This is a genomic window from Streptomyces torulosus (assembly GCF_001419765.1).
GTDB lineage: Bacteria > Actinomycetota > Actinomycetes > Streptomycetales > Streptomycetaceae > Streptomyces > Streptomyces torulosus.
The window spans coordinates 1-13,472 of record NZ_LIRK01000327.1; the positions used below are offsets into that span (position 1 = coordinate 1).

Annotated in this window: 13 protein-coding genes; 8 read left to right on the top strand and 5 right to left on the bottom strand. The window is 72.1% G+C overall.

Annotation, left to right across the window (positions count from 1 at the left end; all coding sequences use genetic code 11):
- The coding region (locus tag AOK23_RS22665) for an integrase core domain-containing protein (protein ID WP_157878122.1) at positions 1–417 on the top strand (417 nt) is incomplete at its 5' end.
- Between the two features lie 230 nt (positions 418–647).
- Here AOK23_RS22665 and AOK23_RS22670 read toward each other — a convergent pair.
- Together AOK23_RS22670 and AOK23_RS22675 are read right to left on the bottom strand one after the other, a co-directional pair.
- A complete protein-coding gene (locus AOK23_RS22670; protein ID WP_055714515.1) occupies positions 648–1,376 on the bottom strand; it encodes a lysophospholipid acyltransferase family protein in 729 nt (242 codons plus the stop codon).
- Between the two features lie 187 nt (positions 1,377–1,563).
- Positions 1,564–1,980 carry a DUF4395 domain-containing protein gene (locus tag AOK23_RS22675; RefSeq protein ID WP_055714516.1) on the bottom strand — a complete coding sequence of 139 codons (417 nt, stop codon included), beginning with the start codon at positions 1,978–1,980 and terminating at the stop codon, positions 1,564–1,566.
- 75 nt (positions 1,981–2,055) lie between these two features.
- On the opposite strand from AOK23_RS22675, the gene AOK23_RS22680 reads away from it, so the two are divergent.
- The 4 genes from AOK23_RS22680 to AOK23_RS22695 all read left to right on the top strand — a co-directional run bounded on the left by AOK23_RS22680 (position 2,056) and on the right by AOK23_RS22695 (position 5,273).
- Positions 2,056–2,469 carry a TlpA family protein disulfide reductase gene (locus AOK23_RS22680; protein WP_055714517.1) on the top strand — a complete coding sequence of 138 codons (414 nt, stop codon included), beginning with the start codon at positions 2,056–2,058 and terminating at the stop codon, positions 2,467–2,469.
- 205 nt (positions 2,470–2,674) lie between these two features.
- Positions 2,675–3,184: a flavin reductase family protein gene (locus AOK23_RS22685; protein WP_055714518.1), complete on the top strand. Its 510-nt coding sequence runs from the start codon at positions 2,675–2,677 to the stop codon at positions 3,182–3,184.
- Positions 3,185–3,428: 244 nt separating this feature from the next.
- A complete protein-coding gene (locus tag AOK23_RS22690) occupies positions 3,429–4,214 on the top strand; it encodes an electron transfer flavoprotein subunit beta/FixA family protein (RefSeq protein WP_055714519.1) in 786 nt (261 codons plus the stop codon).
- A 96-nt stretch (positions 4,215–4,310) separates the two neighbouring features.
- A complete protein-coding gene (locus AOK23_RS22695) occupies positions 4,311–5,273 on the top strand; it encodes an electron transfer flavoprotein subunit alpha/FixB family protein (protein WP_055714520.1) in 963 nt (320 codons plus the stop codon).
- A gap of 56 nt (positions 5,274–5,329) precedes the next feature.
- Here AOK23_RS22695 and AOK23_RS22700 read toward each other — a convergent pair whose 3' ends face one another.
- Positions 5,330–6,235, bottom strand: coding sequence for an endonuclease/exonuclease/phosphatase family protein (locus AOK23_RS22700; RefSeq protein WP_055714521.1), 906 nt, complete (start codon positions 6,233–6,235; stop codon positions 5,330–5,332).
- Between the two features lie 188 nt (positions 6,236–6,423).
- On the opposite strand from AOK23_RS22700, the gene AOK23_RS22705 reads away from it, so the two are divergent.
- Together AOK23_RS22705 and AOK23_RS22710 are read left to right on the top strand one after the other, a co-directional pair.
- A complete protein-coding gene (locus AOK23_RS22705) occupies positions 6,424–7,728 on the top strand; it encodes a DUF6986 family protein (RefSeq protein ID WP_055714522.1) in 1,305 nt (434 codons plus the stop codon).
- Positions 7,729–7,843: 115 nt separating this feature from the next.
- Positions 7,844–9,721 carry a serine/threonine-protein kinase gene (locus AOK23_RS22710; RefSeq protein WP_055714523.1) on the top strand — a complete coding sequence of 626 codons (1,878 nt, stop codon included), beginning with the start codon at positions 7,844–7,846 and terminating at the stop codon, positions 9,719–9,721.
- On the opposite strand, the gene AOK23_RS22715 is transcribed toward AOK23_RS22710, so the two are convergent.
- Both AOK23_RS22715 and AOK23_RS22720 read right to left on the bottom strand, forming a co-directional pair.
- On the bottom strand, positions 9,667–10,503 hold the full coding sequence (locus tag AOK23_RS22715) for a hypothetical protein (protein ID WP_055714524.1): 837 nt from the start codon (positions 10,501–10,503) through the stop codon (positions 9,667–9,669). The genes AOK23_RS22710 and AOK23_RS22715 overlap by 55 nt on opposite strands.
- A gap of 3 nt (positions 10,504–10,506) precedes the next feature.
- A complete protein-coding gene (locus AOK23_RS22720) occupies positions 10,507–11,556 on the bottom strand; it encodes a LacI family DNA-binding transcriptional regulator (protein WP_055714525.1) in 1,050 nt (349 codons plus the stop codon).
- Positions 11,557–12,041: 485 nt separating this feature from the next.
- On the opposite strand from AOK23_RS22720, the gene AOK23_RS22725 reads away from it, so the two are divergent.
- Positions 12,042–12,974: an ROK family protein gene (locus AOK23_RS22725; protein ID WP_055714526.1), complete on the top strand. Its 933-nt coding sequence runs from the start codon at positions 12,042–12,044 to the stop codon at positions 12,972–12,974.
- Positions 12,975–13,472 lie beyond the last annotated feature (498 nt).

Below are 13,472 nucleotides of genomic sequence, written 5' to 3' on the forward strand. Positions count from 1 at the left end.
GTGCAGGCGGGAGTGGTCGTCCAGGGCGGTGTGCAGGTAGGGGTGACAGACGTCGTTGCGGCGGTCATTGTTCGGGCTGCCACCTGGTTCGCCGAACGCGGCATCACCGTCGAACGGGTCCTGACCGACAACGCCTGGGCTTACACCAAGACCACCTGGCGCGACACCTGCCACAAGCTGGGCATCAGCCCCCGCTGGACCAGGCCCTGGCGGCCCCAGACGAACGGCAAGGTCGAACGCTTCCACCGCACCCTGCTCGACGAATGGGCCTACCAGCGGCCCTACACCTCAGACACCGAACGGCAGACAGCGTTTCCCGACTGGCTGGACTGGTACAACTACCACCGACCCCACACCGGCATCAGCGGCCAAACCCCAGCCAGCCGCGTCACCAACCTCTCCGAACAGCACATCTAGGGCCTGTCGTTTGGATCGCGCCTGGGCCGCGGGGCTTGGTGCGCACACCTGCGGCGTTGTCGTCGGTCCCCAACTCCCCCACGCTCGAACAACCTCGCGCGGGGGGACTCCCATCGCGTTGACGCCCTCCTCCGCCGTGCAGCTGCACGCACCAAGCCCCGCTCACCGGCAGCCGTCAAGGTGCCGTAGCCCGAAGCCGGCGTGATCCAAACGACAGGCCCTGGGCCGGGTCAGCGGGCCTCGGCCTCGCGGACCTGCTCCGGGGTCGGGGCCGTGCCGCCGAGGTGGGCCGGCATCCACCAGGTGTCGTCCGGACCCTTGGGGCGCACCGGGTAGGCGCGCTGCGCGGCCTCCAGCAACTCCTGGACGCGCTCGCGCAGTTGCCGGGTGATCGCACCGGCGTACTTGTCCTTGGAGGCCTCAATCCCCTCGCCGACCCGGATGGTGATCGGGGTGTGGCTGCGCTTGAAGTTGCGCGGGTGGCCCTTGGTCCACAGTCGCTGCGTGCCCCACACCGCCATCGGGATCAGCGGGACACCGGCCTCCTGAGCCAGGCGGGCGGCACCCGACTTGAAGCTCTTGAGGGTGAACGACTGCGAGATCGTGGCCTCGGGGAAGACACCGACGATCTCCCCGGAGCGCAGCGAGTTCAGGGCGTGCTCGTAGGCCGCCTCGCCCTGCGCGCGGTCCACCGGGATGTGCCGCATGTTGCGCATCAGCGGACCGGAGATCTTGTGCCGGAAGACCGACTCCTTGGCCATGAAGCGCACCAGCCGCTTCTGCGGCAGAGCGGCCAGACCGTCGAAGATGAAGTCCAGGTAGCTGATGTGATTGCTCACCAGTACGGCGCCGCCCGAGCGCGGGATGTTCTCCGACCCCTTGCAGTCGATCTTCAGGTCCCATGCCTTGAACAGGGTGAGGGCGAGACCGATCGCGGGACGGTAGACAAGCTCTGCCATGGACGGAGTGGACCCTTCTCTCTGCCGGGGAGAGGGGGCTCCCGGCGGAAAAGTTACGCTGCCGTAGGTTTACGGCCTGTCGCAGATCGTGCCCCAAGAACGCACGAGTAGCCAGCCCTGGTTCCGGCGAAGTGCGAGATTCTCGTCACGTCGGCCGTACGGCCCCCGCCCGCACTTCTCCCGGCCCTTACCCGGCGCGTACCGTCACCCGGCGGACGAGCAGGTACATCTCGCAGCCCAGGCAGTACCCGAACACCGCGTTGAGGAACGCCGCCGCGAGCGCCGCCCCCGTCGCCGCGAGCCCCAGCCACTCGGGGCCCAGCGTGAAACCGGCCAGCCCCACCAGCGCGAACACCAGCCCGACCGTCTGGGCGAACCGCGGCGGCCGGGGCGACTCGAACTCCGTCGGCGGCCCGAGCCGCGGCCGGACCACCCTGCGGAAGACCCAGCCGTACGGCGAACGACCCACCCCGCCCGCCGCGCCCAGCGCGAAGGCGAACGTCTGCCAGGCCAGCAGCCAGGCGCTGCCGCTGATCAGCGCGGCGGCCAGCACGACCGCCGTCACGGCCGCGCCGAAGCGCGGTCCCCTCACATCGATGTCCATGCGTCAAGCATTCCGCAAGCCAATCTCTTCGAGGAGCCGGGAATCTTTGCAGTCTCATGAACGCTGAAGCACCCTGTGACCGGACTGGTGGTGTGCGTACTGGTGCTTGCCGCGGCGAGCGCCTACGGAGTGCTGCAACGGCGGCGGAGCGGAAGGGTCGGAGTGCGCGTGCGGGACGGCGAGAAGCGGCTCGACGCCGCCGAGTTGGGGGAGGCGCTCGGCGAACGGGCCACGCTCCTCCAGTTCTCCAGCGCTTTCTGCGCCCCCTGCCGGGCCACCCGCAGGGTGCTCGCCGAGGTCGCCGCGATGGTCCCGGGCGTCGCCCATGTGGAGATCGACGCCGAGCAACACCTCGACCTGGTCCGCCGACTCGACATCCTCAAGACCCCGACCGTGCTCGTCCTCGACGCGGACGGCCGGATCGTACGGCGTGCCGCGGGGCAGCCGCGCAAGGCGGATGTGATCGCCGCGCTCGGCGAAGCCGTGTGAGGGGAGTGGCCCGTGACGCACCTTCCGGATGGCGGGACGCGCTTGACTGTACGCGTCACGTATCGTCAATCTGACGGCATGCCCCGGGAACTCCTTCTCTTCGAGCGTGTCCATGTGGACCTGGTCCGCACGGCGAGTTCGCGCTGTCCAGGCTGTTGAGCAGCCACGGACCCCGCTCGTCGACCCCACCCGAAGGACATCACCCATGACGGCCACCTCCGGCCTCGGTTCCCCCCGGCTCGCCTCCCCCGACCTCCTGCGCTCCGTCTTCCGGCGGCACGCCGCCGGAGTCGCGGTGATCACCGCCCAGGGCCTCACGGGCCCCGTCGGCTTCACCGCCACCTCCCTCACCTCGGTCTCCGCCGAGCCGCCGATGCTCTCCTTCGGCATCGGCACCGGCGCCTCCAGTTGGCCCGCGATCGCCGAGGCGGAGTACGTGGGCGTGCACATACTCGGCGAGCACCAGCAGGAGCTCGCCGCCACCTTCGCCCGCAGCGGCGCCGACCGGTTCGGGGCGCCCACCGAATGGCGTAGCGGCCCGGAAGGGGTTCCCGTCCTCGACGACGTGCTCGCCTGGCTGGTGTGCCGGGTGGTGGCCCGGGTCCCGGCGGGCGATCACCGGATCGTCATCGCGGAGGTCGTCCTCGGCGACCCTTCCGGGGCGGGGCGGCCGCTGCTCTACCACCAGGGACGCTTCAGCGGCCTGCGCGACTGATCCGCGCGGGCGAACGGGGGCGCGAGGTTTCCCGCCCGATTCCCGGCCGATTACGCAGGGTTGCCTACCTCACAGTTCAAAGCGCTTGCTTAGCGGGGATGAGATGCGGGACGGTAGGCGTCGTACTGGCGAGTAATATTCCGATCGGAGCGCAGGTCGCCCCGATCGGGATCGGCCGCTTCAGGCGCCTATGCTGCCTCCATAGCAGGCAGCCCAGAAATGACGATGCAGTAGGAGAGCCGGCGTGAGCTTGAGGATCGTTGTCACTGTGAAGTACGTGCCCGACGCCACTGGCGACCGGCACTTCGCCGATGACCTGACCGTCGACCGTGACGACGTGGACGGTCTGCTCTCCGAGCTGGACGAGTACGCCGTCGAGCAGGCGCTGCAGATCGCCGAGGACGCCGACGACGCCGAGATCACCGTGCTGACCGTGGGCCCCGAGGACGCCAAGGACGCGCTGCGCAAGGCGCTGTCGATGGGCGCGGACAAGGCGATCCACGTCGAGGACGACGACCTGCACGGCACCGACGCCATCGGCACCTCCCTGGTGCTGGCCAAGGCGATCGAGAAGGCCGGCTACGACCTGGTGATCTCCGGCATGGCCTCCACCGACGGCACCATGGGCGTCGTCCCGGCCCTGCTGGCCGAGCGTCTGGGTGTGCCGCAGGTGACCCTGCTGTCCGAGGTGTCCGTCGAGGACGGCGTGGTCAAGGGCCGCCGTGACGGCGACGCCGCCTCGGAGCAGCTTCAGGCGTCCCTGCCGGCCGTGGTCTCCGTGACCGACCAGTCGGGCGAGGCCCGTTACCCGTCGTTCAAGGGCATCATGGCGGCGAAGAAGAAGCCGGTTCAGTCCTGGGACCTGTCCGACCTCGACCTGGAGGCCGAGGAGGTCGGTCTGGAGGGCGCCTGGACGGCCGTCGACTCCGCGGCCGAGCGTCCCGCGCGCACCGCCGGCACGATCGTGAAGGACGAGGGCGAGGGCGGCAAGCAGCTCGCTGAGTTCCTCGCGGGCCAGAAGTTCATCTAAGGCCCCCGCGGCCCGGCCCGGCCCTCCGCGGCCCAGCCGAGCCCAACTCCCTTACGCCCCCTCAGACTTCGTAATTCCGCTAGGAGAACCATTCCCATGGCTGAAGCTCTCGTCTACGTCGACCACGTGGACGGTGCCGTCCGCAAGCCCACCCTGGAGCTGCTGACCCTGGCCCGCCGCATCGGTGAGCCCGTCGCGGTCGCGCTGGGTGCCGGTGCCGCCGACACCGCCGCCGCGCTCGCCGAGCACGGCGCGGTCAAGGTCCTCACGCACGACGCCGCCGAGTACGCCGACTACCTGGTCGTGCCGAAGGTCGACGCCCTCCAGGCCGCCGTCGCCGCCGTCTCCCCGGCCGCCGTGCTGGTCCCCTCCTCCGCCGAGGGCAAGGAGATCGCCGCCCGTCTCGCGCTGCGCATCGGCTCGGGCATCATCACCGACGCCGTCGACCTGGAGGCCGGTGACGAGGGCCCGGTCGCGACGCAGTCGGTGTTCGCCGCGTCCTTCACCACCAAGTCCCGTGTCTCCAAGGGCACCCCGGTCATCACGGTCAAGCCGAACTCGGCCGCCGTAGAGGCCGCCCCGGCCGCCGGCGCCGTCGAGGCGCTGGACGTCACCTTCTCCGCTCAGGCCACCGGCACCAAGGTCACCGGCCGCACCCCGCGTGAGTCGACCGGGCGTCCGGAGCTGACCGAGGCCGCGATCGTGGTCTCCGGTGGCCGTGGCGTCAACGGCGCGGAGAACTTCGCACTGATCGAGTCCCTCGCCGACTCCCTCGGCGCGGCCGTCGGCGCCTCGCGTGCCGCGGTGGACGCCGGCTGGTACCCGCACACCAACCAGGTCGGCCAGACCGGCAAGTCCGTCTCGCCGCAGCTGTACATCGCCTCCGGCATCTCCGGCGCGATCCAGCACCGTGCCGGTATGCAGACCTCGAAGACCATCGTCGCGATCAACAAGGACGCCGAGGCCCCGATCTTCGACCTGGTCGACTACGGCGTCGTCGGCGACCTCTTCGACGTCGTCCCGCAGCTCACCGAGGAGATCAAGGTCCGCAAGGGCTGAGCCTCCCTGCGCTGACAGGCCCCCGTGACCGTACGAACGGTCGCGGGGGCCTTCGCTCATCCCAGGGTCAGTGAGGCCTGCACCGGCAGATGGTCGCTCGGGTACAGCCCGTCCACCGAGAAGGTGTTCATCGCGGCCCAGTGGGAGGTCACGCCGGGCGAGGTGAGGATCCAGTCGATCCGCCGGCCGCCCGGTCTGAGTCCCCGGTAGCCGTGGTAGGTGCCGTACGCCTCGCTGCGCGAGCCCGCAGCGTCCCAGGCGTCCACGAGGCCGATGTCCAGCATCCGGTCGTACACCCGGTTGTCGTGGGCGGCCGCGTTGAAGTCACCGGTGACGACGACCGGCAACGACCGGTCCCATCCGGCGATCGTCTTGCCGATGAGCCCGACGGACCGCTCGCGGGCGTACTGGCTGACACTGTCCAGATGGGTGTTCAGGGCGTAGAACTCCCGCCCCCCGTCGGCGAGATCGGCGAAGCGGACCCAGGTCACCATGCGCAGCCAGTCCGCGCCCCAGGTGTTGGACGCGATCGTGTACGGGGTGTCCGACAGCCAGAAGTGGTCGAACTCGATCGGCTCCAGTCGGCGGGTGTCGTAGAAGATCGCCATGAACTCGTCCTTGCTACCGCCCCCACGGCCGGTGCCGATCCAGTCGTAGTGCCCGCCGAGATCCTTCTCGATCATGCGCAGCTGCTGGTAGAGGCCCTCCTGGGTGCCGATGAGGTGGGGCCGCTCGCGGCGCAGCAACGCCCGCATCACCGGACGGCGGACCGTCCAGCGGGGCGTCTCGTCGACGACGGTCGCGAAGCGCACATTGAACGTCATGACGTTCAGGGCGCCCGGGTACTCGCCGGCGGCAGCGGGCTGTGTGGAGCCCGCCGTGGTGAGCAATGGTGCGGCGATGGCGGCCACCGCCGCGGACTTGAGTCCTTGGCGGCGTGTCACTCCGGCCTCGTTCGGCACGCGATCTCCTCCCCTTGGGAGTCAGGATGAAGCTTGCCGAATGAATACGGAAGAAGGCGGTGGGATAGCGGTGACCAGGGGGAAGCATGGGGAATCCCACGCCGGGACGGTGTTGACCCGGGCCAAGATCCCCGACTAGCTTCGTCATGCGGATTGTCGATTCCGCAGAGCGGAAGATGGAGGTCGGAATGGGGCAGGGTCGACAGGAGAACGTGGCGACGAGTCTCGCGGGCGCCGTCAGCGAGGAGATCAGCGCCTCCCTCGCCCCCGTCGACGCGGAACTGGAGCGCCGCTACCCCGGCGACCCCGGCACCCGCCAGCCGGTGCACACCGTCTACGTCCCCGGCGACGCGTTCGCCGCCGACACCCTCCGCACCTGGGGCGACCGGGCCCTCGCCGCCCTCGACGCGCACGCCCCCGACGCCGCGTCCTTCGCCGCCGTCCTCGGCCTCCCCGACCACCTCGCCGGCCCCGTGTACGACCGCGTCCGCGCCAAGCTGGAACGCGAACCGATCGAGGACCTCCGCGTCGACTTCGAGGACGGCTACGGGCCGCGCCCCGACGCCGAGGAGGACGAGGCCGCCGCCCGCGCCGCCCGGCTGATCGCGGAGGCGTACGCGAACGGCACGGCCGCCCCGTACATGGGCATCCGCATGAAGTGCATGGAGGCACCGGTGCGCGACCGGGGCATCCGCACCCTCGACATCTTCCTCACCGGCCTGCTGGAGGTCGGCGGCCTGCCCGACGGGCTCGTCCTGACCCTGCCCAAGGTGACGTACCCCGAGCAGGTCACCGCCATGGTCCGCCTGCTGCAGGCCTTCGAGAAGGCGCGCGGCCTCGCGCCCGGCCGGATCGGCTTCGAGATCCAGATCGAAACCAGCCAGGCCATCCTCGCCGCCGACGGCACCGCCACCGTCGCCCGCATGATCGGCGCCGCCGAGGGCCGCGCCACCGGACTGCACTACGGCACCTTCGACTACAGCGCCTGCCTCGGGGTCTCCGCCGCCCACCAGGCCAGCGACCACCCCGCCGCCGACCACGCCAAGGCGATCATGCAGGTCGCCGCGGCGGGCACCGGCGTCCGCGTGTCGGACGGCTCGACGAACGTCCTCCCGGTCGGTCCGACCGAACAGGTCCACGACGCCTGGCGCCTCCACTACGGCCTCACCCGCCGCGCCCTGGCCCGCGCCTACTACCAGGGATGGGACATGCACCCCGGTCACATCCCGACCCGCTACGCCGCGGTCTTCGCCTTCTACCGCGAGGGCTACGAGCAGGCCGCCGCCCGCCTGTCCCGCTACGCCAACAGCGCCGGCGGCGATGTCATGGACGAGCCCGCCACCGCCAAGGCCCTCAGCGGCTATCTGCTGCGCGGCCTCGACTGCGGCGCCCTCGACGTCGACGAGGTGTCCGGGGCGACCGGACTGACCCGCGCGGACCTGGAGGGCTTCGCCGCGCCCCGACGGGCGGACCTGACTGTTTCCGGCCATTGATTCCGGCCGGTCGTGTAGCGGTCCTGTGACAGCGGTCGCCGCTGGTCCGAGCCGTCCTCGAGGCACCGTAGTCTGTACGCCCACTCATTGACGTGTTCAGAGGAACGGGGCACTGGTGTCTTCGGGGGCGAACGAACAGGCGGACGGCGTCGGACGGCTCCTCGTCGGGCGGTACCGGATCGTGCGGCAGCTCGGACGCGGTGGGATGGGCGTCGTCTGGCGGGCCGTGGACGAGGTGCTCCACCGCGAGGTCGCCCTCAAGGAGCTACGCACCTACACCGACGCCGACGCGCCCGAACTCGCCGATCTGGGGCTGCGGATGCAGCGCGAGGCCCGGGCCGCCGCCCGCATCCGGCACCCCGGGGTCGTCGCCGTGCACGACGTCGCCGAGGTCGACGGCCGCCCGCTGATCGTGATGGAGCTCGTCGACGGTCCCTCCCTGGACGACGTCCTGCGCGACCGGGGCCTGCTCGACCCGCGCGAGGCGGCCGCCATCGGCGCCAAGGTGATGGACGCGCTGGCCGCCGCCCACCAGGTCGGGGTGCTCCACCGCGACGTCAAACCCGGCAACATCCTCCTCGACCGCTCCGGCCGGGTCGTCCTCACCGACTTCGGCATCGCCACCATGGAGGACCCGAACGACGGCTCCGCCACGCATCTGACCCGCAGCGGCGAACTCGTCGGCTCCCTCGACTACCTCGCCCCCGAGCGCGCCCAGGGCAACGACCCCGGCCCCGCCTCCGACGTCTGGGCGCTCGGCGCCACCCTGTACGCGGCCGTCGAGGGCACCTCCCCGTTCCGCCGTACGTCGACCTGGTCGACGCTGACCGCGATCGTGGCCGAACCGCTTCCGGACCCCCGGCGCTCCGGCCCCCTCGCGCCCGTTCTGCTCCAGCTGATGGACAAGCGCCCCGAGCACCGCCCCGACGCGTCCCGCGCACGGGAGCTGCTGGAGGCGGTGGCCTCCGGCGCCGCGTCCGCCACACCGACTCCGGGCGCCACGGGCCCGACGGCACCTCGTGGACAGGAGACCGAGCGCAGTGTGCCCTCGGTGCCCCCGGGCTTCGGCCCGCCCACGGCGGGCGCGGGCGGCGGCTTCGGTACCGCGGGTGCGGGTGCGGGTGCGGGTGCGGGCGCGGGTGGCGGTGCGGTTGCCGGTCCCGGTGCCGGCGCGGGCTTCGGGCCGCCGCAGCCGATCCCGGGGTCCGGGACCGGGGCCTCCCCGTCGGTCGACGGCACCGGCTCCGGTGCGCAGCCGCAGGTCCCCGCCTCGGGTGCCGTCACCACCGTGTCCACTCCCGGCAACCCCCGGCGCCGCAAGGGGCGTGCCCTGCTCGCCGCCGCGGCCGTCTTCGTGGTCCTCGCCGCCACCGGGGCCACGGTCGCCCTCGTGAACGGCGACGACGACTCCGGGCCGGGCGCCCGTCCCGCGCCCACCGACTCGACCGGCGCCACGCCGTCCAAGGGCGCCGACCGGGACGCGGTCGACGTCTTGGACGACTCCGAGGACAAGAAGAAGGACGAGGAGAAGACGGACCCGAGCGAGAAGCCCAAGGAGGACGACGGCAAGGAGACCGAGCCGTCCGCCTCCCCGTCGAAGGACGGCACCGGCGGTACGACGGGTGGGGGTACGGGCGGCTCGGACACCTCGGGCGGCTCCACCGGAGGCGACACGACCGGCGGGACCACCGGAGGCGGTACCACCGAGGAGCCGGTCTGCCACCCGATCGGCGGCGGCAAGTACAACTGCACGGTGTGGGCCACCGCCAAGTCCTACGACGCCGCCGGCACCGAGGTCGGCGTCCTCAAGGCGGGCACCAACTACTTCTACTGCCAGCAGAACACGGGCCGTCGCGAGACCTCCGGCCGCTGGACCAACGTCTGGTGGGCCAAGACCGACGACGACAGCGGCAACCGCGACGTCTTCGTCAGTGTCGTCTACGTCAAGGGCGGCGACAACGACGCCGCGGTGCCCGGCCTCCCGGTCTGCTGAGGGTCCGTCGGCCGCCGTGACCGGGGATGCGGCCGTACGTACGGCTCAAGGCCCGAGGTCGTCGTCCACCTCTTCTCCGCGAACAGCTGCCGCCCCCGGGCGCACAGGGCGCGGTCGCCGCGTGCCCGGGCGCAGAACTCGTCGGGCGTCGTGCCGAACAGCTCACGCAACTCGGCCGACGCCGCGAGGAGTTCGGTGAGCAGCGGGCGTTGCCGGCCGGGGTGCGGGCGCGGGCCGGGGCCGCCGTCGCGCAGGACGCCCCACCGGTTGACGTAGATCCAGGCGGTGTCCAGGACGTCGCCCGACTCCAGCTCGACACGGAAGTCGGCGGCGGGCAGGGCGGCCCGATGGAAGTTCCCCGTCGGCGAGTCGGCGCCCTCGCTGGTGTCGATCACGGCGAGCTGCGCCTCGTCGAGCCAGGTGATGAACAGGTCGCGGATCGCACCGGGGGAGCGGAACGGCGACGCGGACAGATACCCGAGCAGGCTGACATGGGCGGAGACACCGATCCCGATGCCCGTCACCCTGGCCCTGACCATGGGGACGCGGCACTCCACACCGTGCTCCGCCATCTTGTGCACGAGCTGCGCGGGGCAGGCGTTGGAGCCGACCGAGAGCACGGGGACTCGGTCCTCGAACCGCAGCCTGTCCAGGGGCAGTATGCGGTTGCCGTCCAGGAGCGCGGACTCCTCGGGCCAGGCGCCCGGATAGCTCAGCGGGTCCTCGCGGGGCGCCACGGCGAGGCCGAGCGCCTCCAGCGTACGGGGGTCGGGGGGCGCCAAGGCTCAGTCCTCGGGCGGCAGTTCGCCCGAGCCGCGGGCGATCAGCCGGGTCGGGAGTTCGATGCGCTCCGGGGCGAGCAGGGAACCGTCCAGCTGCTGGAACAGCCGCTCGGCGGCGGTCCGGCCCATCCGGGCGGGGTCCTGGGAGATCACCGTGATGCCCGGCTGGAGCAGATCGGCCAGCTCGAAGTCGTCGAACCCGACGAGGGCGACCCGCCGGGTGTGCTCGGCGAGGACCCGTACGACCGTCACCGTGACGCGGTTGTTGCCCGCGAAGACCGCCGTCACCGGGGCCGGACCGGACAGCATCTGCTCGGCCGCCCTGCGCACCCGCTCGGGGTCGGTGACGCCCAGGGACATCCAGGTGTCCTCGACCGGTATGCCCGCGTCCTCCATGGCCGCCCGGTAGCCGCGCAGACGCTCGGCGGCCGTGTGGATGCGCGGCATGTCGCCGATGAACCCGATGCGGCGGTGCCCGTGCGCGATGAGGTGGGCGACACCGTCGCGGGCGCCGCCGAAGCTGTCCGACAGCACGACGTCGGCGTCGATCCGCCCGGCGGGCCGGTCCACGAACACCGTGGCGACGCCCGCCCTGATCTCGGGCTCCAGATAGCGGTGGTCGTCACCGGCCGGGATGATCACCAGCCCGTCGACGCGGCGCGCGCACAGCGCCAGCGCCAACTCCTGCTCCCGGTCCGGGTCCTCGGCGCTCGAACCGTTGATGAGGAGCGAACCGTGGGCGCGGGACACCTCTTCCACCGCCCGGCTGAGGGGACCGTAGAACGGGTCGGCGAGGTCCTCCAGGACGAGGCCGATGCTCGCCGTGCGGCCCTTGCGCAGCACCCGCGCGCTGTCGTTGCGCCGGAAGCCGAGCGCGTCGATCGCCTCCTGCACCCGGCGCTCGGTGTCCGGGGTGACGCCCGGCTCGCCGTTCACCACCCGTGAGACGGTCTTCAGGCCCACGCCGGCCCGGGCGGCGACGTCCTTCATCGTCGGACGGTTTCCGTACCGGTTCTCCGGTCTGCGGGCGATGCTGCGGGCGGTCTCGGGCACTCTGCGCTGTCCTGTCCTGTCGTCCCCGGGCGTGGCCGGTGGTGCCGTGTCCCGCGGTCCACGGTGTCGTCGTGGCCATGGGTCCCGCGGTGCTCAGGTCCGGTCGGTGCGCACCGGTCGGTCCTCACCGGTCGGTGGTCACCGTTCTCGCGGTCCTGGTCGTCGGCGTCGGGCACCGGCTGCGCTGTCCTGAGGTGGTGTCGGTGGTCATGAGTCCGCGGCCTCGGCTCTCGTCGGTGGTCACCCGAGGCGCGGTCCGCGGTGTCATGGGTGGTGCGTGTCGGATTTGTGTGGCTGTTGAGGATGTGGCGTCGAGCATAGAGCCTGGACAACGTTGTCACAGCCGGGGGAGACTGTCTATCGCATTCTCTGGCCGGCGCCCCCCACCAGGCGAGCGTCGTGCTGCCCGTTTTTCCGGCCGGAGATCCGGGCGCCGCAGGATCCGGGTGCCCGGGAGGAGACTCGGAGCGGGAGAACTGACACTGATGCAGACCGACCTCGTGGCCGCGCTCGACATAGGCGGCACCAAGATCGCCGGGGCGCTGGTGGACGGCCACGGCCGGATCCTGGTGCGCGCGCAGCGCCCGACGCCCGCGCGCGAGGACGGCGACACCGTGATGCGGGCCGTCGAGGAGGTCCTCGGTGAGCTGACCGCCGCCCCGCAGTGGGGTGCCGCCACGGTCGTCGGGATCGGCAGCGCGGGCCCGGTGGACGCCTCCGCCGGCACGGTCAGCCCCGTCAACGTCCCCGGCTGGCGCGGGTTCCCGCTGGTCGACCGGGTACGGGCGGCCACGGGTGGGCTGCCCGTCGAGCTGATCGGCGACGGCGTGGCCGTCACCGCCGCCGAGCACTGGCAGGGCGCCGCCCGCGGCCATGACAACGCGCTGTGCATGGTGGTGTCGACGGGCGTCGGCGGCGGCCTCGTCCTCGGCGGCCGACTCCACGCCGGGCCCACCGGCAACGCCGGCCACATCGGCCACATCAGCGTCGACCTCGACGGCGACCCCTGCCCGTGCGGTGCCCGCGGCTGCGTCGAGCGGATCGCGAGCGGCCCCAACATCGCCCGCCGCGCCCTGGAGAACGGCTGGCGGCCGGGCCCCGACGGCGACACCTCTGCCGCCGCGATCGCCGCCGCGGCCCGCGCGGGCGACCCCGTCGCCGTGGCCTCCTTCGAACGGGCGGCGCAGGCCCTCGCGGCCGGTATCGCCGCCACCGCCACGCTCGTCGAGATCGACATCGCCGTCATCGGCGGCGGCGTCGCGGGCGCCGGCGACGTCCTGTTCGCCCCGCTCCGCGCGGCCCTCAAGGACTACGCGACCCTGTCCTTCGTCCAGCACCTGAGCGTCGCCCCGGCCGAGATGGGCACGGACGCGGGCCTGGTGGGAGCGGCCGCGGCGGCGCTGGCTCGGGGGCGCTGAGGCGGGCGCCGCCACACCGGCGAACGGGCTGGGGATGGCGGGGGCGCTGACCGGGGCGCGGTGAAGCGGGGCGGCGTGCCAGCGGGCCAGCCGGGGTGTCGGGCTGCCGTCCGGCATCCCGCCCTCCCCGGTTCGCCTGGCCGGTGGCCGGTGGCCAGGGGCAGATGAGCGGCGGTAGACAGGACGCCTCCTGGGTCAGCAGTTCGGCGGCGGGCCGTCCGACGACCTCCGCCGCGGGCCGGCCCAACGCGGCGGACCAGCTCGGTCATTTCGAGGGCGGACTCGGCGGGGTCATCGCCGAGGCCGTGCTGGCTGGGGCGCCGCGTCAAGCGGTGCGGCGGTTGCCGACGCCCGCTGCTGCGGCTGGTGAAGTCCCGCTGCTACGGCTGGTGATGTCCCGTGCTGTGGTTGTCGTCGGCCGGTGCTGTGGCTGTTGATGCCCGGTGCTGGTGGGGCAGTCGGGCCTGTGGTGGCTGGTGTGGCCGGGCTCGTGGGCGC

Bases quoted from the DNA above. Each gene is read 5' to 3' on its own strand.
- AOK23_RS22695 (WP_055714520.1), top strand. From the start codon at position 4,311: ATGGCTGAAGCTCTCGTCTACGTCGACCACGTGGACGGTGCCGTCCGC.
- AOK23_RS22725 (WP_055714526.1), top strand. From the start codon at position 12,042: ATGCAGACCGACCTCGTGGCCGCGCTCGACATAGGCGGCACCAAGATC.
- AOK23_RS22670 (WP_055714515.1), bottom strand. From the start codon at position 1,376: ATGGCAGAGCTTGTCTACCGTCCCGCGATCGGTCTCGCCCTCACCCTG.
- AOK23_RS22675 (WP_055714516.1), bottom strand. From the start codon at position 1,980: ATGGACATCGATGTGAGGGGACCGCGCTTCGGCGCGGCCGTGACGGCG.
- AOK23_RS22705 (WP_055714522.1), top strand. From the start codon at position 6,424: ATGGGGCAGGGTCGACAGGAGAACGTGGCGACGAGTCTCGCGGGCGCC.
- AOK23_RS22685 (WP_055714518.1), top strand. From the start codon at position 2,675: ATGACGGCCACCTCCGGCCTCGGTTCCCCCCGGCTCGCCTCCCCCGAC.